Origin of the sequence: Lipingzhangella halophila (assembly GCF_014203805.1) — a bacterium.
GTDB classification, from domain to species: Bacteria; Actinomycetota; Actinomycetes; order Streptosporangiales; family Streptosporangiaceae; genus Lipingzhangella; species Lipingzhangella halophila.
Window position 1 is genome coordinate 4,122,461 of record NZ_JACHJT010000001.1, and the last position, 18,778, is coordinate 4,141,238.

Consider the following 18,778-nt stretch of genomic DNA (forward strand, 5'->3'; position numbering starts at 1 on the left):
CGAGCCGACCACTCAACGCGATGGGTAACCGCCCACGTACCGGGTAGAGGCGGTGGCATGGAAGCAACCGTGCCACCCGTGCCAACTCCGCCGCCCCCGGGGCCGCCGATGCCGGAACCCGGCCCGGTCCCGCCCGAGCCCACACCGGTCCCCCCGGAGCCGCCGGAGCCGGAGCCGGAGCCCGAACCGGCGTGAACGCCTAGAAGGTCACCCCTCTCAGCCGGCGCGGGCCCGCGTCGGGCCGGATATCGGGGGCAGGGCGCAGCCACACGCGGGCACCCAGGACGTTCGCGCCCTCGGAGTTGACCACCACCGGGTCCAGGTCAACGTGTGCGACCTCCGGGAACGCTTCCACCAGTCGCGAGATACGCACCAGCACATCCTGCAGCGCCTCGACGTCGGGCTGCTCAGCCAGCGACGTGGCACCGGGGGGCACACCGAACAACAGGGGCGAGGACCGCACCGCGTGCACCAGGTCGGCCGCGTCAGTGTCGGTCAGGGGAGCCAGCCGGAATGCCCGGTCGTCCAGGAGCTCCGCTGTGGCGTCGGCCAGTCCGAAACCGATGACCGGCCCGAAGGACGGATTCTCGCCCGCGCGGATGACCGTTGGCACGCCCGGCGTCGCCATGCGCTGGACCACCAATCTGGCGTCGTCGCCGAGGCGGTCGTGCAGCCCGGTGAACGCGCTGCGGACCTCGCCAGCGCTGCGCAGGTCGGACCGGATACCGCCGCCCCCGGACCGCAGGCGCAGGTCCGGGGCGTTGGCCTTGACCACCACCGGGTAACCGAAGTCCTCGGCCGCGGCAACAGCGGCGTCGGCGGAAGTTACGGGGGCGTACGACCACATGTCGACCCCGAAGCAGCGGAGCAGCTCGTGGGCGGCCTCCTGGCGCACCGCGGTCTCCTCGTTGTGCACGGGCTCGCTGGTGAACCAGACGGAGTGCGCGGCACCGGCGGTCTCGTCCTCCGGCAACTCCTTGGCGAGCGTGTCGTCGATGATCGCCCGCGCCCGCGCCCCGTCGACGTCGGCCAGCTCCGGGTGCCGCCCCGGGTCGCGCTCGCGCCAGATGGCGTAGTGCGTGGCGTGCGCGAGCGCCCGCACGGCGTCCTCAGGGGCCGGGTACGACGGCACTGACCCGCGTGCGGTCTCACCGTTCTCGCCAACCTGGCGGAGTTCCTCGGGCAGGCCCTGGTAGCCGAGATAGGTGGTGACGATCGGCTTCGAGGACTCGGCGGCCCTGTTCCGCACGACCTCGGCGACGTCACCGGTGATCGGGGTGAGCGCCGGGATGAACACCACGACGACGGAGTGCACCCTGTCGTCGGCGAGCACGGTACTCAGCGCCGCGTCGAAGTCGGCGGCGGTGGCGTTGGGGCCGAGGTCCACCGGTTCGTGCGGTTTGAGCCCGGAGCGGGCGCAGGCGTCCTTGACGAGCAGCCCCAGGGAGTCGGAGTTGCCCAGGATGCCCACGCGTGGGCCGGTGGGCAGCGGCTGGTAGGCGAACAGCTGCGCGACGTCGAACATCTGGGTGATGTCCTCCACCCGGACCACACCGGCCTGCTGGAACAGCGAGGTCACCGCGTGGTCGGGCAACGAGAGCGCGCCCGCGGCGTGCCCGGTGGGCACCCCCTGCGAGGAGCCGCCGCTGCGCACCGCCACCACCGGCTTGTGCTGCGCCAGGCGCCGCGCCAGGCGGGTGAACTTCCTGGGGTTGCCCAGCGACTCCAGGTACTGCAGGACGACCTCGGTCGCCGGGTCCTCCTGCCAGTACTGCACGAGGTCGTTACCGGAGACATCGGCGCGGTTGCCCGCCGAGACGAAGGTGGACAGCCCCATGCCGCGTTCGGCGACGCGCTGCAGGATAGCCCGCCCCAGAGCGCCGGACTGTGAGAAGAACCCGATGGGCCCCTGCTGGGGCACATAGGGCGCCAGAGTCGCGTTGAGCGAGACAGCGGGATCGGTGTTGGCGACACCCAGGCAGTTGGGTCCCACGACGCGCAGCCCGGCCGCGCGGGCGGTGCGCACCAGCTCGTCCTGGCGCTCGCGCCCCTCGGCCCCGAGCTCGCCGAAGCCGGAGCTCACGACGACCAGCCCGTGTACGCCCTTCTGCGCGCACTCCTCAACCACCCCGGTCACCATGTCGGCGCGGACCGCCACGACCGCGAGGTCGACCTCGTCGGGGATGTCCAGCACACTTTGGTACGCCCGGACCCCGGCGACCGCCTTGGCCTCGGGGTGTACCGGGTACACCGGCCCCTTGAAGTCGCCGGCCAGCAGGTTGCGCAGCGCGGTCTGGCCGATGGTGTGGGCGGTGCGGCTCGCCCCCACCACCGCGACCGACCCCGGGAACAGCAGACGGGCGATGGAGCGCGACTCCGCTCGCTGCTCCCGGGCGCGCATGACCTCCTGGGCGGTGTCGGTGGGTTCGAGGTCCAGGGTGAGCCGGATGACGCCCTCGTCAAAGGTCTGCTGCGCGGTGTACCCGGCCTCACGGAAGACGTTGATCATCCGGCGGTTCTCGGGCAGCACATCGGCGATGAACCGGCGCAGCCCGCGCTCGCGTGCCGCGGCACCGATGTGCTCCAGCAGCACCGAGGCCAGGCCGCGGCCCTGGTGGGCGTCCTCCACGACGAAGGCGACCTCGGCCTCGTCCTCGCTCACCTTGTCGTAGCGCACCACGGCGACCATGACGTCGGAGATGGTCGCGACCAGCGCGACCCGATCCTCGTAGTCGACGTGCGTGAACCGCTCGATGTCGCGTTTGGACAGCTTCGGGTAGGGCGCGAAGAAGCGGTAGTAGACCGTCTCGGGCGACAGCCGGGAGTGGAACTCCTGGAGTAGGTCACCGTCCGCGGCGGCGATCGGACGGATATGCGCGGTCCCGCCGTCGGTGAGGACCACATCCGCTTCCCAGTGATTCGGGTATGGCTGCACGCTTTGAGGGTAATCCACGTACCGCCGGTCTTGGCGAAATCGGTGCGTACAAGGCGTGGTCCGGCCCGTCCCGCATACCACCCAACGATCCGCAATCCCGGTGAGATGTCGGGGTCTGCGACTTCGTTACCCAAGCCTGACTCGGAACCTGTTAACGTCTCTGGACACACGTTCTCTTGGGCATGATCGCGCGGTACCCCCGATAACGGGGAGCGGCAAGGTGGTGACGTATGGCACGAGTGGTCGTGATCGGCGATCTCATGACCGACGCTGTGGCGAGGGCTTACTACGCGCTGGCGCGTGGTAGCGACACCCCGGCATCCGTGACCACATACGGGGGCGGCTCCGGCGCGAATGTCGCGGCCTGGCTCGCCGTCGAGGGCACCGACACCTCGTTCGTGGGCCGGCGCGGTTCCGACATCACGGGCCGCACCCGCGAGATGGAGCTCATGGGGTACGGCATCGACTCCCGTGTGGTGATGGACCCCGAGCGGCCCACGGGAACATGCGTCGTCATGATCACGCACCGCGGCGACCGCACCATGCTCAGCGACCCCGGCGCCAACGCCCGGTTGCAGCCCGAGGACCTCCCCCGCGACGTTTTCGGGCCCGACGGCCACCTGCACGTCTCCGGCTTCACCCTGATCAACGAGGACTCCCGGCACGCCGCCCGCATCGCGCTGCGGTTCGCGCGCGAGTCCGGCATGTCCATCTCGGTGGACTCCGGTTCGCACGCGCCCCTGGAGCGCGCCGGCGCCGAGGCGTTCCTCGAATGGACCTCCGGCGCCCGGCTGCTGTTCGCCAACATCCAGCAGGCCAAGGTGCTCACCGGCCGCGAGGAAGCCGAGGCCGCGGCCCGGGTGCTCACCGCGTGGTTCCCCAACGTGGTGATCAAGCTGGGCGACGAGGGAGCGCTGTGGGCGTCCAAGACCCGCGAGGACCTGGTCACGGTCCCCGCTGAGCCGGTACAGCCCTCGCCCGGCTCCGTCGGCGCGGGCGACGCGTTCATCGCCGGCTTCCTGCCGTCGTGGCTGGCCGGCAAACACCCGCAGGACTCCCTCGCCCACGCGCAGCGGCTCGCCGCCCGTGCGCTGCACCAGCCCGGAGCCCGGCCGGACCTCGGTGACGGCTACTAGTACCGCGGCCGCGCAGGAGGGGGGGCCGTGACCACCGCGCACCGGTCGAACTGGGCGGGCAACATCACGTTCCGTGCCGCCGAGCTCCACCGGCCGGCAACCGTGGCCGAGCTGCAGAAGCTGGTCGCCGCGAGTGGCGCCATTCGCGCGGTGGGGACCCGGCACTCCTTCAACGACATCGCTGACAGCCCCGGCGCCCAGGTCTCCCTTGACGCGCTGGACCAGCCGGTCGAGGTGGACACCGGGGCCGGGACGGTGACGGTCGGGGCGGGGGCCCGCTACGCCCAGCTTTCGGCGGCACTCGACGCGGCCGGGGTTGCCCTGCACAATCTTGGCTCGTTGCCGCACATCTCCGTGGCCGGGGCATGCGCCACCGGCACCCACGGCTCGGGCGACGGCAACGGCTCACTGGCCACCGCGGTGCGCGCGATTGACCTGGTCACAGCGGACGGGGAGCTGGTGACGCTGCACCGGGACCGCGATGGTGACCGGTTCGCCGGCGCGGTGGTGGGTCTGGGGGCACTCGGCATCGTCGTTCGGCTGACCCTGGACGTGATACCGACGTTCGACGTCCGCCAGTGGGTGTTCGACGGGCTGAGCTGGACGGCGCTGACCGACCACCTGGACGCGGTCTTCGCCGCCGGCGACAGCGTCAGCGTCTTCACCCGCTGGCACGCCGACCAGGCGGGCCGGGTGTGGGTCAAGCGCCGCGCCGACACCCACCAGCCGGATGCGGGGGAGCTGTTCGGTGCGCGGCCGGCCGAAGGGCCGCGGCACCCGGTTCCCGGCATGCCCGCTGAGTACTGCACCGAGCAGGACGGCGTCGCGGGCCGCTGGCACGACCGGCTGCCGCACTTCCGCGCGGAGTTCCTGCCGAGCAGCGGCGCCGAGCTGCAGACGGAGTACCTGGTGCCGCGCGACCGCGCCGCGGACGCGTTGGCGGCGCTGGCCCGGCTACGCGAGCGCATCGCCCCGATTTTGCAGGTATGCGAACTGCGCACGGTGGCGCGCGACGCTCTGTGGCTCAGCCCGGCCTACCAGCGTGACGTGCTGGGAATCCACTTCACCTGGGTCGACGACGAGGCCGCGGTCCGCCCGGTGCTGCGCGGGATCGAGGCCGCGCTCGCACCGTTCGCGCCCCGGCCGCACTGGGGCAAGCTGTTCAGCATCGCGCCGGAGCAGGTGCGCGCGGCCTACCCGCGGTTCGCCGACTTCGCGGCCCTGGCCGGCGAGTTCGATCCGCACGGCAAGTTCCGCAACGCCTTCCTGGACCGGTTCCTCACCTGACCCGCCAAGCGGGTACGCCGCGCGGCGCTCTCGGTCGCGGGGTCCCGGTGCGCGGGCACCTCCGCGCCGTTTCACCTCGAACCTGACCGCGCGGACACGTTCGGCGCCGAGAACGACCCCTCGGTCACTCTCGACGCGACCGAAAAGGCGAACCCCGGTACCGCGTCCCGCGCGGTACGGCCTTCACCCCCTGCTGGCGAGGGTGAGCGGCAGCACCGCCGGGGCGCCGGCCTCGCGGAGGAGGCGGGCGGCGACCGTGAGGGTCCAGCCGGTGTCGGTGTGGTCGTCGACCAGCAGCACCGGTCCGCCGGCCTCCGTGAGCGCGCTCGCCACCGTGTCGGGAACGGTCAGCGCGCGCCGCACCGATGCCAGCCGCTGCGCGCTGTTGTGCCGCCGCTCCCCCGGACCCTCCGGCGTGGCGTAGCCGAGCGTGCCGACCGGGGCGAGCCTTCCCACCCGCGCGAGCCGGGACGCCAGGTCGGTGATCATGCGTGGCCGGGTCAGCGACGGCATGGCCACCACGCCGGCCGGGCGCTCCCGCCAGTGCCACGCCGCGAGGACGTCGACCACGCCCTGGAAAAGCTGGTCGCTCACCGGTTCGTCGGGCGCGTCCGCGGCCAGGATCCGGCGCAGTGCGGTGCCCCACCCGATGTCGGTCAGCCGCCCCAGGGCGCGCCCCTCTTCGGCGCGCGCGTGCTCGGGGATGTTCCCGGAGAGCTCGACGCCCAGTGCCGCCATTCCGGTGGGCCACTGCTTGCGCGGGGCCACCGCGATACCCGGCCGGCTGAGGTGCGCGGCGGCCACCTCGCGCTGCTCGGCGGCGACCTCGGTGCTCCAGGCCCGCCCGGTGCAACGGTCGCAGCGGCCGCACGGGGCGGCCTCGGGGTCGTCCAACTGGCGGCGCAGGAACTCCATGCGGCACCCGTCGGTACTGATGTAGTCGAGCATGGCCTGCTGCTCGCGCTCGCGCGCGGCGGTGACCTCGGCGTAGCGCTCGGAGTCGTAGGTCCACGGCTCGCCGGTGACGGTCCAGCCGCCGCGCACCCGGCGCGCCGCGCCGTCGACGTCGAGCACCTTGAGCATCTGCTCCAGGCGGGAACGCCCGAGGTCGACCTGGGTCTCCAGGCGCGGGAGCGACACCGGCCCCCCGGCCTCGGAGAGGACCTCCAGGGTGCGGCGCACGGTCTCCTCGGCCGGGAACGCCATACTGGTGAAGTACGCCCAGATGTCGCGGTCCTCGCGCCCGGGAAGCAGGATCACCTCGGCCCGGTCTACCCCGCGCCCGGCGCGGCCAACCTGCTGGTAGTAGGAGATCGGCGACTGGGGCGCGCCCAAGTGCACCACGAACCCGAGGTCGGGTTTGTCGAAGCCCATGCCGAGCGCGCTCGTGGCGACCACGGCCTTGACCCGGTTGGCCAGCAGGTCGTCCTCGGCACGCTGCCGCTCCTCGGGGTCGCTCTGCCCGCTGTAGGAACGGACGGCGTAGCCGCGTTCGGCCAGGAACGCCGCGGTCCCGGTGGCGGCGGCGACGGTGAGCGTGTAGATGATGCCGGAGCCGGGGAGCTGGTCGAGGTGCTGCGCCAGCCACGCCCACCGCGCGGTGCTGTCGGGCAGGTCGGCAACGGACAACCGGAGACTGTCGCGGTCGAGCGCACCGCGCAGCACCAGCGCCTCGGAGTCGTCGCCGATCTCCAGCTGCTCCGCGACGTCGCGGGTGACGCGCTCGTTCGCGGTGGCGGTGGTGGCCAGCACCGGGATACCCCGCGGGAGGTCGCGCAGGAGTGTGCGGATGCGTCGGTAGTCGGGCCGGAAGTCGTGCCCCCAGTCGGAGACGCAGTGGGCCTCGTCGACCACCACCAGCCCGGCGCCCGCCGCCAGCTCGGGCAGGACGCGGTCGCGGAAGTCGGGGTTGTTCAGCCGCTCCGGGCTGACGAGCAGGACATCGACCTCCCCGGCGGCGACACCGGCGTAGGTCTGCTCCCAGTCGGCGGTGTTGGCACTGTTGATGGTGCGCGCCCTGATGCCGGCGCGCTCGGCGGCGGCGATCTGGTTGCGCATGAGCGCCAGCAGCGGCGAGATGATGACGGTGGGCCCGGCACCCTGGGAGCGGCGCAGTGCGGTCGCCACGAAGTAGACCGCCGACTTCCCCCACCCGGTGCGCTGCACCACCAGCGCCCGCCGCCGCTCGGCCACCAGGGCGTGGATCGCCGTCCACTGGTCGTCGCGGAGCCGCGCGGACTCGCCCGCCAGGGCCCGCAGGTGCCGCTCGGCATCCGCGCGCAGCTCCACATCGGCCGGGGAGGACGCCGTCCCGGGTGTCACGGAGGAAACCATAGGCTCCTTGCTACCAGAGCCGAAGGTCCCGCGTGGCGTGTGTCCACAGGCGGCTGCGAGGCGGTGTCCTTTTCGCGGGCCGATTGCCGTGTGGGTATGGGGCCTGCTCGCCTCCCGCGCCGGGCGGCGCCTGTCACCTCAGGACCGCGCGGTCAGTTCCCGGCGGATCCAGGCGGTCACGGAGGCGTGCTGGGGCTGCCACCCCAGCTCGGCCCGGGCCCGACTGCCCCGTACTCGGCTGTTGGAGGCGAGCGCGTAGACGGCTGGCTCGTACCCCCATTCGGCGATAGCGGAGTCGATGTCCCAGGGCTGGGCGGGCCCCGCGTCGAGGGTGCCGGCCATCGCCTCGGCGATCTCGGCGAACGATGCCTCGCCGTTCTCGGCGAAGTAGAACGAACCCGCGGGGGCGCCGGCAAGGGCGCGCAGGTAGAGGTCGGTGACATCGTCAATGTGGACGTTGGACCAGACGTTGTTACCGGGTCCGACGTGCCGGACGACGCCGCTGGCTTCGGCCTGGCGCAGCAGGCGGGGGATCTGCACACTGTCGCGGGCGAGGCCACGGCCGTGTCCGTAGATCATCGAGTTGCACACCACAACTGGTCGGATCTCCCGCTCGGCCGCCGCGAGGACCCGCCGGTCGATGGCCACCCGGGCCGCCTTGTCCGGGGCGGGCCGCCAGGGCCCGGGACCCAGGATGTCCTCCTCGGTGTAGATCCGGTGCGAGCCCTCTCCTTGGGCGTCGTCGCCGACGACGCTGGAGCCGCTGGTATGCAGGAGCGGCTTTCCCGAGCCGGCGAGCGCCTCGATGAAGGTGGCGACGGCGCCACTGTGGTCGCTGTCGGCGGCGTTGATCACAGCGTCGGCCTCACGCGCGTTCCGGGTGAGGATGTCGGAGTCATCGAGCGAGCCGACGACTGGGGTGACGCCGAGCCGAGCGAGCGCGTCAGTGGTGCGGGGCGACCGGGTGAGGCCGGTCACCAGGTGGCCTTCCTCGCGAAGGCGAACCGCGATGGATCCGCCAATGTAACCGGTCGCCCCGGTCAGGAACACGTGCATGGAATCTCCAGAATGCGTGCATATGCAGTAAGTGCATGTGCAAGTTTTGCACATGCAGATACTGTCTTCGCACCGACACTCGTGTCAAACTGTGGGACAGAGCGAGGAGGGATCGACGATGCCGGAAACGCGCGAGGACCGGCCGCGGGTCGCGCTGCCCACTCCGCTGGAACAGCGGTGGCAGGCGCTGCGCCGTCTGCAGGGCAGGGTCGACGAAGCCGCCGAGCGGGCGATGCAGAGCAGACATGCCGTCTCCGTGGCGGAGTACCTCGCACTGGCGGCACTGGCCTACTCCGACGACGGCGGTCACCTGCGCCAGCAGGTACTCGCCGACGCCATCCCGCTCAACCACAGCTCCGTCAGCCGGCTGGTGGCACGCCTGGAGCGAGCCGGGCTGAGCGAGCGCTACCTGTGCGAGTCCGACAGGCGCGGTGTGTACACGCAGATCACCGCGAAGGGGCGGCACCTGGTGGACGCCGCTCGCCAGACCTATCTCGATGCGCTGCGCGAGGTCCTCGATGACGCCCGCGACGACGACGATCTCGCCCCGCATATCGACTACCTGGCGCCCGCGTCCGTACCGGATGATGAGGCGGGACTGAGCGGAGCGCGGCCGCCGAAGTGAACCACGCCTCCTGGATCGCGCTCCGATCCAGCCCGTAGCCCGTCGCTGGCCCCGGGAGCGGCGTTCCATCCCGTGGATCCGCGGCGCCGGCCGCGTTCCGGACAGGCTCCACGGTGAACGCGAACGGGCTACGCCTGTGGCGCGGATCCGCACCTGGCCGCGAGGCCGGGCACCACCAGCGTGCTGGCGGAGCACCCAGTTCGCACAGCCGCGTACGGCCGCTCGCTTGGGTCGCGGTGGTCACCGCAACGCGATGATCGGCGGCCGAGGCAGGTCGTCTCCCGACGGCTGGCCGGGCGTGGGCGCGTTCTTGAGTCCGACCTTCTCGCTCTCTTCCGCGAAGCGCGCCAGGTCCGCCGGATGACCGGATCCGAAGTACCCGTCGGTCACGACGAGAAGCGCTCCGGGGGCCGGTTCGAGGCGAATGGCGCCCAACTGCTCGGATGCCAACCTCAGTTCCGACTCCACGGCCGGTTCGAGGTCGACGCGCCGGCCACCGCCGCCGAACCCGGCCGTCTCAATTCCTATGTCGGGATTATCCTCGTCCGATCCGAACCGGGTGCCCCGCACGCAGGCGAACTCCTCCGCGAGCACAGCGCAGTCCTCGGCCCCCGTGGTGAGCTCCACCGACGCCTCGGGGGTGTCGGCGCCGTCGAGGTCCATCCGGTGCAGGAACCCCCTGCCCCCCGTATCCGAGGTCCGCTCCCGCAGGTAGTAGGAGTCACCGTCCAGGCCGACCGGCTCGGCCGGATCGGGCTCGTCTGGCTCCCCGGGTTCTTCGATCTCATCAAGCGAGTCCTCGGCGACGACGTCGCCCGTCTCCACGTCGAGCACAACCATGCCGTCGTGCCACTCGTCGGTGCGGCTGACGGCGACGCGCGGGGGGCCGGACTCCGCCAACCCGCCAGAGAGGCGGGGCTCCGGGAGGTCGGAATGTACGGGGCCAGAGACCCGCAGCATGGCGCTCTTGGTCACCTCGCCCTCTGGCTCCCACGTGTGTCGCCACCGCTCCGCACCGGTTTCGAGGTCCAGGGCGACGACGGCCAGGTCAACGGAGATCTCCCCGGGTCCCGGGGCGGGCCGCTCGCAGTGGATGGACACCAGCACCAGGCCACCGACAACGGCCCTGGTGTCCCTGTTGGGGGAGCGCTGGCTGGCACAGTCCGCGTCCTCGCCCTCAGCGGAGTACCGCCACGCCTGCTCCAAGCTCATGAGCTCGTGCACCCTGACGTCGAGATCCTCGCCGACGTTGCCGGTGTCGCCGAACGAGCCAGAACTGCCCAGGGAGACCGCATGGTCCGGCGCCAGATCCTTCATTGGCGGACGCAACTCGTAAGGTGGGAGCCTGACCGGTCCCCGCACCCGCGCCAGCGGATCGCCGCTCGCGTCGGCATCGTCCCCGGTACCCGGGTCCACCCGAACGGAGTGCCCGCGCTCATCCCGGTCCCCGTCTTCTGGCACCGCCGTGATGGTCCGCTCCTCGGCTATGGCCCCGGTGGCGGCGTCGAGGAGGAGGTACTCGGCCACGAGATCGCCATCGTCCTCGTCCGAGTAACTGTTTCCGTGCGCCTGCCCGGGCAGCGGGTAGGACAGCACGACCGTTCCGCCGTCGGAGGTGACGCCTGTCTGGACGCGGGCACCCGGGTGCCGGTACCGCCACACCTCCTCTCCCGTCTCGGTGTCCAGGGCCAGCACACCGTCGAGCAGGTCCACGATCGCGCCCGGCCCACCCGGGTCGACCCCCATGACCATCAGGCCGTCGTCGGGTTCCCAGGACCAGGCGACCTCCTCCACCGACCCCGGAACAGGCGGTGCATCACCCGCGCCGTCAGCGGTCGTGTGCTCCACGAACCGCTCCGAGGCATCGCGGCCAACGGGGTACACGGCCGCCATCGCCACCACGACCACCACCCCACCCGCCCCGGCTCCGAGCAGGGTGCGCCGCCCGCGCCACACCGGTTCGGCGCCACCCCGCAGCGCACCGAAGAGCACGGCCCCGACCAGCGCCGCGGCCACGGCGGCGAGGAACCAGAACTCACCCACTCCGTACGTCCAGTAGTCCCCTCGCTCGCCCCGCAGCCGCTCCACGCCCCACACCGGCACGTCCCAGAGCTCGTGGACCAAGCCGGCCCCGGACGCCGCGGCGCAGACCGCGAGAACCCGGTATACCCAGGGGCGGACATCGGGGATCGCCGCGGCGGCGGCCAGTCCGACCACCGAGACGAAGAAGGCCGCGATCAGCCACGGGTGCACACTTTCGGGGCCGGCAACGGAGCGTGGGAGGTCGCCCACGAGCATGCCGAGGCCGCCGACGACGACCATCCCGTATCCGATCGAGGCGACCAGGTTCGCTACCCCGCCGAGCCGCCGGGGCGACCGCCCGGCTCCGGTATCCACCGGTTCGTCTCCGGTCATCGCGGGCACTCGAACACGCGCGGCATGGCGATGGTCCTTCCACAGGACATAGGAGGCACCCCCGCGAGGATCAGGACAGCAAGAAACGGGGCAAAACTACCGGTAGTTTCCCCGCCGCCGCACGGCACCCGCACCCCACCACTCCAGCGCCAGCCACGCCGCCGCTGGCCAGACAGGACGGATCCCAACCACTTGTGGCCACACCTGGCTGAAAGGGCCCACCGTCACGTGCCAGGCGGGCGCTCCCCATCTGCCGCCTCCGGTTCTCCGGGGGTGTTTGGCCGCCCCCCTTCCCCAGGCCCAGCGTCGCTGTCCCGCTCGGCGTGCCGTACCGCGTCGGCCAGCTCGTCGACGACCATCCGTTCCGCGCTGCTCTCGCCGCGGCTGTAGGTCACCCGGCCGAGTGTCTGGGCGAGCACCGGGATCGTGGTGAACTGGAACAGCGCCACCAGCAGGAGCGGGGCCGCCGCGGAGATGTCGGGGAGCTGGAACGCCGCCCCCGACAGGATCAGCAGCAGGCCCACGGTGTCCGGTTTGGCGGCGGCGTGCAGCCGGCCGAGTGGTGTGGGCAGGCGTACCAGACCGATCGTGCCGATCAGCGTGAACAGGGCACCCGCCGGCAGCAGGACAGCAGTGATCCAGTCAGTCGCGGTCATGGGCCCGCCTCTCCGCGAACCGCGCCGCTGTCAGGGTCGCGACGAACCCCAGCAGCGCGATCGAGACCATGAGCCCCACGTAGGCGGTGTCGCCGCGCACCGCCACCTCGACCGCGATGACGCTGACCAGCAGCACCGAGATCGTGTTCAGGCACAGGATCCGGTCCAGTACCGACGGTCCGCGTACCAGCCGGACCAGCGCGCACAGCACGCCCAACGCGAGCATGGCCAACGTCGCCGCGTACACGTAGTCGAGGACGGTCACGGCCGCTCCTTTCCCGCACCACCGTCGCCGCCGGAGTCCGGCGACGACCGCAGCAGCTCGGCGAACTCCTCCTCGGCCGCCTCGAACGCGGCGACGTCCTCGGCCGTGCCGAACGCCCGGACGAACAGCTCCTCGGTGTGCCGCACCCGCCGGCGCAGACCCTGGGCCGCCTCCGGCGAGTCGATCGGGATGCCATGCACATAGATCACCCCCTGGTCCCGGTTCAACTCGATGACCAGGCTCCCCGTCACCAGGGACAGCCCCGCGCTCACCATGGCCAGCAGCAGGTCGGAATCGGTGCGCATGGGTACGGCGACGATCGCCCCCCGCACCCGCGCGGGACGCCACAGCACCCGGAACGCCACCTGGACGCTGGACCACAGCAGGTCCCACCCGATGCGCGCGGCGAGCCGGAGCACGAAGACCGGTCGAACCCGCAGCCGCACGGGCAGGTGCGGCAGCCTCGCCGCCGCGTAGCACAGCGACGCCACCCCCGCCCCGGCGAGCAGCGTCCCCGGGCTCAGGTCGCCCCACAGCAGGGCCCACATCACGGTCAGCCAGACCACGGTCGGCAGCCGGCCGAGCAGCCGCCGGTACCCGGCGCGGCGCTCCTGATCCCCGGGGGCGCTCATGAGGGTCCTTCCTCCATGACGGCCTCGATGTAGGCGCCGCCGTCGAGCAGGTCCGCGGCCGCGGTGAACGCGAGCTCGGCTAGCGGGCCGGCGGCGACGGTCACCGTGAGCCCGACACCGACCATCGCGCCGGTCGTCACCGCCATGATCCGGCGCCCCGCGACATCGGGGCCGCGGCGCAGCTCGGCCCGCGCCTCCAGCATGTCGGGCAGCGGCGTGCCCCAGAACGCGCGGATCCACACCCGAAAGATCGCCATGAGAGTGAGCAGGCTGGTGAGTACGCCCGCGCCGAGCGCCGTCCAGACGAGCCAGCCGCCGGCCTGGGCGCCGGCCTGGAACAGCGCCACCTTGGCGATGAAGCCCGACATGGGCGGCAGCCCGGCCAGGCTCAGCGCCGGTAGGAAGAAGAACAGCGCCAGCACCGGCGACACGGCGGTCAGCCCGCGGATGGACCGCAGCGACGTGTGCCCGACGTACTGCCGTACAAGCCCGTTCACCAGGAACAACGTGGCCTGCACGACGATGTGGTGCACCAGGTAGATCAGCACACCCGCGATTCCGGCCACCGTGTTCAGGGCGAGACCGAAGATCATGAACCCGATGTGGCTGACGAGCACGAACGACATGATCCGGTTGATGTCGTCCTGCACCAGGGCACCCAGGATGCCCACCACCATGGTCGCGATCGCGATCCACAGCATGACGACCGAGACGTCGTCGCGCCCGAACAGCAGCGTCTGGGTGCGGATGATGGCGTACACGGCGACCTTGGTGAGCAGTGCGGCGAAGATCGCCGAAATGCGGGTGATCGCCACCGGGTAGCTGTCGGGCAGCCAGAAGTGCATCGGCACCACCGCCGCCTTGATGCCGAACACCACGAGGAAGAGCAGCGCCAGCACCATGCGCAGCCCGGCGGGCGCGGCACCCAGCTTGTCGGCGGCGTCGGCCAGGTTCACGGTGCCGGTCAGCGCGTAGACCAGCGAGATCCCGGTCAGGAAGAGGATCGAGGAGGTCAGGCCGACCACCGTGTAGATCATGCTCGCCCGGACCCGCTCCCGCGTCAGCGCCTGGGTGATGAGCGCGTAACTGGCGGTCAGCATGATCTCGAAGCCGACGAACAGGTTGAACAGGTCCCCCGCGATGAAGCTCAGGCACACACCGGCGGTGAGCACCAGGTAGATCGGGTGGAAGACCTGCGGCATGGCCCGGCTGAGCCCGCTGATGTCCTGGCCGACGGCGTACAGCAGCACGAGCAGCAGCACCACGGACGACACCAGCAACAGCAGAGCGGCCAGCGGGTCGACCACCAGGCTGATCCCCAACGGCGCGGCCCACCCGCCGGCCTGGGTGGCGACCACGGCACCGCTGGCGGTGGCTTTGAGCAGCAGCACGGCCCCGGCGACCACCACCGCCAGCGTCACCGCGCTGCTTACCCGCTGGGCGCGCGGAGCGCGGCGCAGCAGCAGGGCGACCGCCGCGCCCAGCAGCGGCACCACGAACGGGACCGCGATCAGCAGGTTCACGACGAGTCCTCCGGTTCGCGCAACCGGCCGATCCGGCGGTCCTCCAGGTCGTCGGGCACCTCGTCGTTGTCGTCCCCGAGCCACACCCGGTAGGCGAGCGCGAGCAGGAACGTCGTCACCCCGAACGTGATGACGATGGCGGTCAGCGCCATCGCCTGCGGCAACGGGTCCGATATCGCGCCGTCTGGGCCACCCAGCAGCGGGGGAAGGGTGATGGCCTCGTCAGTGAGCATCAGCGAGAGGTTGGCGGCGTGGCCGAGCATGATGATGCCGAGGACCACGCGCATCAGGGAGCGCTGCAGCAGCAGGTAGAAGCCGCCCGAGTAGAGGACGGCCACCGTGACGACCAGGAGCAGTCCCGGGGTGCTCATCTCGGCCCACCCCGCAGACGCAAGATGCGGCGCGCGCGCTCACGCGCGGCCCTGGCCTCCTCTTCCTCGGCCTCCATTCGGGCGCCGAGCGCGGACACGACCGACAGCACCAGGCCAACGACGATCAGGAACACCCCCGTCTCAAAGATCAGAATGCTGGCGAACTTCACCTTCCCGAATACCGGAAGGGCGACGGTGAGACTGGCCGACTCCAGCACCGAGTGGCCGAACAGCAGCGGGGCCACGGCCGTCCCGCTGGCGATCAGCATCCCCAGCGCGAGCAGCGCGTCCGGGCGCATCGGCATCCCCGCGGCCAGCTCACGCCGCCCGCCGGCGACGTAGCGCAGCACGTAGGCCAGGCTGGCCACCAGCCCGCCGACGAACCCGCCGCCCGGCTGGTCGTGCCCGGACACCAGCAGGAACACCGAGAACACCAGGATGGTGGGGATCAGCAGCCGGGCGGCCACCTCCAGGAGCACCGAGCGCGGCCCGAAGGCCGGCCGGACGCCCGTGCTCAGCCAGCGCTCACGCGGCGCCTCCCACCCCTCGGGCGGGGCGCCGTCGCCGGCCGCCCCCTTGTTCGGGGGACCGCGGTTCTCCTCGGGCGTGCTCATGTCCGGTCTCCCTCCCCGGCCGGCGTACCGGTCCGGCCGGCCTCCTCGCCCTGCTCCTCCTCGCCCTGCTCCTCCTCGTCCGGACCCGGCTCGGCCTCCTCGACAACGCGGGAGCGCCGGAGCAGCACCAGGGACGCCACCGCGACCGCCGCCGTCGCCAGCACCACGACCTCGCCGAAGGTGTCCAGCGCCCGGAAGTCGGCCAGGATCATGTTCACGAGGTTGTCGCCGCCGGCCTCGCGCGCCAGCGGCGTGTAGCCCGACGAGATGGGGGCGTGCGTGCGCGCGGCGGTCATGAGCCACAGCGAGACCGCGATGAACGTGCCCACCGCCGCGCACAGCAACACGGTGAGGCGCTTCGCCCAGCCGTTGGGGCGGGTGCCGAACGTCTCGGGCAACCTGCGCAGCACGAACACCAGGATGATCGTGGTCAGCGTCTCCACCAGGACCAGGGTCAGCGCGAGATCGGGCGCCCCGTACAGCACGAACAGCCCCGCGATACCGAAGCCCATGGCGCTGATCAGGATCAGCGCCGGGAACCGCCGGTGCTCGCGGACCGTCGCGACCGCGGTGACCACGATGAGCAGCGCCACGACACCTTCGAGCGGGGTGTTCCAGATGCGCACCTCGTTCCCGCCGGCCCCCGGCACCGCGACGTCGCCGCTGGCCAGTGCCATGACCAGGCGCACACCGGGCAGCGCGAGCAGAGTGACCAGGATCACACCGAGATACACGGGCAGCGACCCGCTCTGCAGCAGCCGGGTAACGCGAAGCGCGACGACGTAGATCGCGTGTACCAGGCCGTAGTACCCGCGCTCGGCGTCCGGCCAGCGCGGCATGGCCTGCTGCGCCCGGGCCACGGCCGCGCGCCACTGGAACAGCAGGGCACCGGCGACGAGGATCAGCGCGGTCAGCCCCAGCGCCGGGGTGAACCCGTGCCACAGCGCCAGGTGGTACGGCTTTCCGGTGGGCTGGAACGCCGCCGCGTAGCCCTGCGCGACCGGGTCGACCGCGAACGGCAGCGCTCCCGCCGCCAGGCCCAGCACCGCCAGTGCGACGGGTGCCGCCGCGAAGGCCGCGGCCGGTCGCGAAACGCGCCGCTCAGCGACAGTCGCCTTGGTCCCGAAGGCGCCCCACGCGAACCGCACGCTGTAGCCCACGGTGAGGACCGAGGCGCCCACCAACCCGGTGAGCACCGCCGCGGCAGCGGCCGGAGCCAGCCCGCTGGAGGTGCCCGGCAGGAACACCTCCAGCGCGGCCTCCTTGCCGACAAAGCCGAGCAGCGGCGGCAACCCGGCCATGGAGGCCGCCGCCAGGATCGCCGCGCCCGCCAGGACGGGCAGGCGCCGGCCGACTCCGCTCAGCGCCGCGATGCTGCGGGTACCGGTCTGGTGGTCGATCACCCCGACCGTGAGGAACAGGGCGGACTTGAACAGCCCGTGCGCGAGGAGCACGCCGATCGTGGCGGTCGCGGCGACCGGGGTCCCCGTGCCGGCCAGCAGGGTCAGCAAACCGAGCTGGCTCACGGTGCCATAGGCGAGCAGCAGCTTCAGGTCGTCCTGGCGCAGTGCCCGCCACCCGCCGACGACCATGGTGAGCAGCCCGAAGGTGAGGACCAGCGCCCGCCAGGGGTCGACGTCGGCGAAGCCCGGCGCCAGGCGCGCCACCAGGTAGACGCCGCCTTTCACCATCGCGGCGGCGTGCAGGTACGCGCTCACCGGTGTCGGAGCGATCATCGCTCCGGGAAGCCAGTAGTGCAGCGGCGCCTGTGCCGACTTGGCGAACGCTCCGACCAGGATCAGCACCAGGGCCACGGGCAGCAGCGGTTCGCCGAGCGGAGGCGCGGCGACCAGCTCGGAAATCCGGAAACTGCCACCGATCTGGCCGAGCAGGATGAAGCCGACGAGCATCGGCAACCCGAAGCCCGCGGTGGTGACCAGGGCCTGTACGGCGGCGCGGCGCGCGTGCTCCTTGCGGTCGTCGTGTCCGATCAGCAGGAACGAGGTGACGGAGGTCAGTTCCCAGAAGACGAACAGCGCGAAGAGGTTGTCGGTACTGACGACGCCCAGCATCGCCCCGGCGAACAGCACCAGCACCGAGGCGAGCCGGCCGAGCCCGCGCTCGCCGGTGGAGAAGTACGCCGCGCAGTAGCCGAAGATCACCGCTCCGACCCCGCTCACCAGCAGAACCATCGCCAAGGTGAGCGCGTCGACCCGGAACTCCAGGTCGATGTTGAGCGCGGGCACCCATGTGATGGCGGAGGTGACCGGCCGGCCGGCGACGATGTCGGGGGCGTGCGCGAGCGCCCACAACGCGGTTAGCGCGGGAGGTACGCACGCCACCACGAACGCGCGGGGCCCCCACACCCGCACCAGTGGCACGAGCAGCACCGCGACCGCGGCGTGCAGCGCGATCAGGAAGGGCAGCAGCATCTTGGACGCTATCGGCGATCGGGCCGGAGGCGCACGGGTCTCACGCCGGCCGGCGGTCGGGTGGGGTGCGGCAAAACGATCGAGTGGCCTCCAAGGCTAGCCGGACCGCGCCCGCCGATCTTGACCGCGGCGCATACGGGTGTAGGGTGCGCCTCCCTCCCGCCGCTCTCTCTCATCGGCCACACTCCGTATATCAGGCTCGTCACCAGGGGCTTCTCCGAGACCCAGACGCGAGATGATTTCACATTCCCGGCCGCACCGTGTTCGATCTCACCGAACATCCCATGACTCGGGGCGGCTCCGGCGCTCTCGCGCACCCCACAACACCGAAATTGTTCACTCTTAGTAACCAAACTCGGCTCGAAGGCATGCGGCACACCGGCTGTGGACGCCACGCAGCGCGATCTTGACGGAACCTTAACGCCCGGCCGATCGCGGACGCACCCCCGCCCCCGAGTGGTGTTCCGGTTCGCGGTCGTCGCCACGTGGGGCCAGAA

General features: G+C 71.6%; 14 protein-coding genes. 3 read left to right on the top strand and 11 right to left on the bottom strand.

Annotated features, from left to right (window positions below):
• Nucleotides 1-199: 199 nt before the first annotated feature.
• Nucleotides 200-2,935: a bifunctional acetate--CoA ligase family protein/GNAT family N-acetyltransferase gene (locus tag F4561_RS19020; RefSeq protein ID WP_184580746.1), complete on the bottom strand. Its 2,736-nt coding sequence runs from the start codon at nt 2,933-2,935 to the stop codon at nt 200-202.
• Nucleotides 2,936-3,174: 239 nt separating this feature from the next.
• On the opposite strand from F4561_RS19020, the gene F4561_RS19025 reads away from it, so the two are divergent.
• Nucleotides 3,175-4,071, top strand: coding sequence for a sugar kinase (locus F4561_RS19025; RefSeq protein WP_184583850.1), 897 nt, complete (start codon nt 3,175-3,177; stop codon nt 4,069-4,071).
• A gap of 27 nt (nt 4,072-4,098) precedes the next feature.
• Nucleotides 4,099-5,358 (top strand): D-arabinono-1,4-lactone oxidase, encoded by a 1,260-nt coding sequence (locus tag F4561_RS19030; RefSeq protein ID WP_184580747.1) that lies wholly within the window; start codon nt 4,099-4,101, stop codon nt 5,356-5,358.
• A gap of 183 nt (nt 5,359-5,541) precedes the next feature.
• Here F4561_RS19030 and F4561_RS19035 read toward each other — a convergent pair whose 3' ends face one another.
• Nucleotides 5,542-7,680 (bottom strand): RecQ family ATP-dependent DNA helicase, encoded by a 2,139-nt coding sequence (locus F4561_RS19035; protein ID WP_376773667.1) that lies wholly within the window; start codon nt 7,678-7,680, stop codon nt 5,542-5,544.
• Between the two features lie 150 nt (nt 7,681-7,830).
• On the bottom strand, nt 7,831-8,748 hold the full coding sequence (locus F4561_RS19040; protein ID WP_184580749.1) for an NAD-dependent epimerase/dehydratase family protein: 918 nt from the start codon (nt 8,746-8,748) through the stop codon (nt 7,831-7,833).
• Nucleotides 8,749-8,866: 118 nt separating this feature from the next.
• On the opposite strand from F4561_RS19040, the gene F4561_RS19045 reads away from it, so the two are divergent.
• On the top strand, nt 8,867-9,373 hold the full coding sequence (locus F4561_RS19045) for a MarR family winged helix-turn-helix transcriptional regulator (protein WP_184580750.1): 507 nt from the start codon (nt 8,867-8,869) through the stop codon (nt 9,371-9,373).
• Nucleotides 9,374-9,613: 240 nt separating this feature from the next.
• Here the strand turns inward: F4561_RS19045 and F4561_RS19050 are convergent, their stop codons facing one another.
• From F4561_RS19050 to mbhE, 8 genes are all read right to left on the bottom strand, one after another.
• Nucleotides 9,614-11,788, bottom strand: a complete 2,175-nt coding sequence (locus F4561_RS19050; RefSeq protein WP_184580751.1) for a PQQ-binding-like beta-propeller repeat protein — start codon at nt 11,786-11,788, stop codon at nt 9,614-9,616.
• Nucleotides 11,789-12,012: 224 nt separating this feature from the next.
• Nucleotides 12,013-12,444 carry a monovalent cation/H(+) antiporter subunit G gene (mnhG, locus tag F4561_RS19055; protein WP_184580752.1) on the bottom strand — a complete coding sequence of 144 codons (432 nt, stop codon included), beginning with the start codon at nt 12,442-12,444 and terminating at the stop codon, nt 12,013-12,015.
• Entirely contained in the window at nt 12,431-12,709 is a 279-nt protein-coding gene (locus tag F4561_RS19060; RefSeq protein WP_184580753.1) for an MrpF/PhaF family protein, read from the bottom strand. Before F4561_RS19060 ends, mnhG begins: the two co-directional genes overlap by 14 nt.
• The gene (locus tag F4561_RS19065; RefSeq protein WP_184580754.1) at nt 12,706-13,341 is read right to left on the bottom strand and encodes a Na+/H+ antiporter subunit E; all 636 of its coding nucleotides are present in this window, start codon (nt 13,339-13,341) and stop codon (nt 12,706-12,708) included. The genes F4561_RS19060 and F4561_RS19065 overlap by 4 nt, the downstream gene beginning before the upstream one ends.
• Nucleotides 13,338-14,864, bottom strand: coding sequence for a Na+/H+ antiporter subunit D (locus F4561_RS19070; protein WP_184580755.1), 1,527 nt, complete (start codon nt 14,862-14,864; stop codon nt 13,338-13,340). Before F4561_RS19070 ends, F4561_RS19065 begins: the two co-directional genes overlap by 4 nt.
• The gene (locus F4561_RS19075) at nt 14,861-15,235 is read right to left on the bottom strand and encodes an NADH-quinone oxidoreductase subunit K (RefSeq protein WP_184580756.1); all 375 of its coding nucleotides are present in this window, start codon (nt 15,233-15,235) and stop codon (nt 14,861-14,863) included. Before F4561_RS19075 ends, F4561_RS19070 begins: the two co-directional genes overlap by 4 nt.
• Nucleotides 15,232-15,849 (bottom strand): MnhB domain-containing protein, encoded by a 618-nt coding sequence (locus F4561_RS19080; protein WP_184580757.1) that lies wholly within the window; start codon nt 15,847-15,849, stop codon nt 15,232-15,234. Before F4561_RS19080 ends, F4561_RS19075 begins: the two co-directional genes overlap by 4 nt.
• The gene (gene mbhE, locus F4561_RS19085) at nt 15,846-18,281 is read right to left on the bottom strand and encodes a hydrogen gas-evolving membrane-bound hydrogenase subunit E (protein WP_184580758.1); all 2,436 of its coding nucleotides are present in this window, start codon (nt 18,279-18,281) and stop codon (nt 15,846-15,848) included. Before mbhE ends, F4561_RS19080 begins: the two co-directional genes overlap by 4 nt.
• Nucleotides 18,282-18,778 lie beyond the last annotated feature (497 nt).

What these genes read in the sequence shown, in the direction of transcription:
- F4561_RS19050 (WP_184580751.1), bottom strand. Translation starts at nt 11,788, where the DNA reads ATGACCGGAGACGAACCGGTGGATACCGGAGCCGGGCGGTCGCCCCGG.
- F4561_RS19080 (WP_184580757.1), bottom strand. Translation starts at nt 15,849, where the DNA reads ATGAGCACGCCCGAGGAGAACCGCGGTCCCCCGAACAAGGGGGCGGCC.
- mbhE (WP_184580758.1), bottom strand. Translation starts at nt 18,281, where the DNA reads ATGCTGCTGCCCTTCCTGATCGCGCTGCACGCCGCGGTCGCGGTGCTG.
- F4561_RS19065 (WP_184580754.1), bottom strand. Translation starts at nt 13,341, where the DNA reads ATGAGCGCCCCCGGGGATCAGGAGCGCCGCGCCGGGTACCGGCGGCTG.
- F4561_RS19075 (WP_184580756.1), bottom strand. Translation starts at nt 15,235, where the DNA reads ATGAGCACCCCGGGACTGCTCCTGGTCGTCACGGTGGCCGTCCTCTAC.
- F4561_RS19040 (WP_184580749.1), bottom strand. Translation starts at nt 8,748, where the DNA reads ATGCACGTGTTCCTGACCGGGGCGACCGGTTACATTGGCGGATCCATC.
- F4561_RS19045 (WP_184580750.1), top strand. Translation starts at nt 8,867, where the DNA reads ATGCCGGAAACGCGCGAGGACCGGCCGCGGGTCGCGCTGCCCACTCCG.
- mnhG (WP_184580752.1), bottom strand. Translation starts at nt 12,444, where the DNA reads ATGACCGCGACTGACTGGATCACTGCTGTCCTGCTGCCGGCGGGTGCC.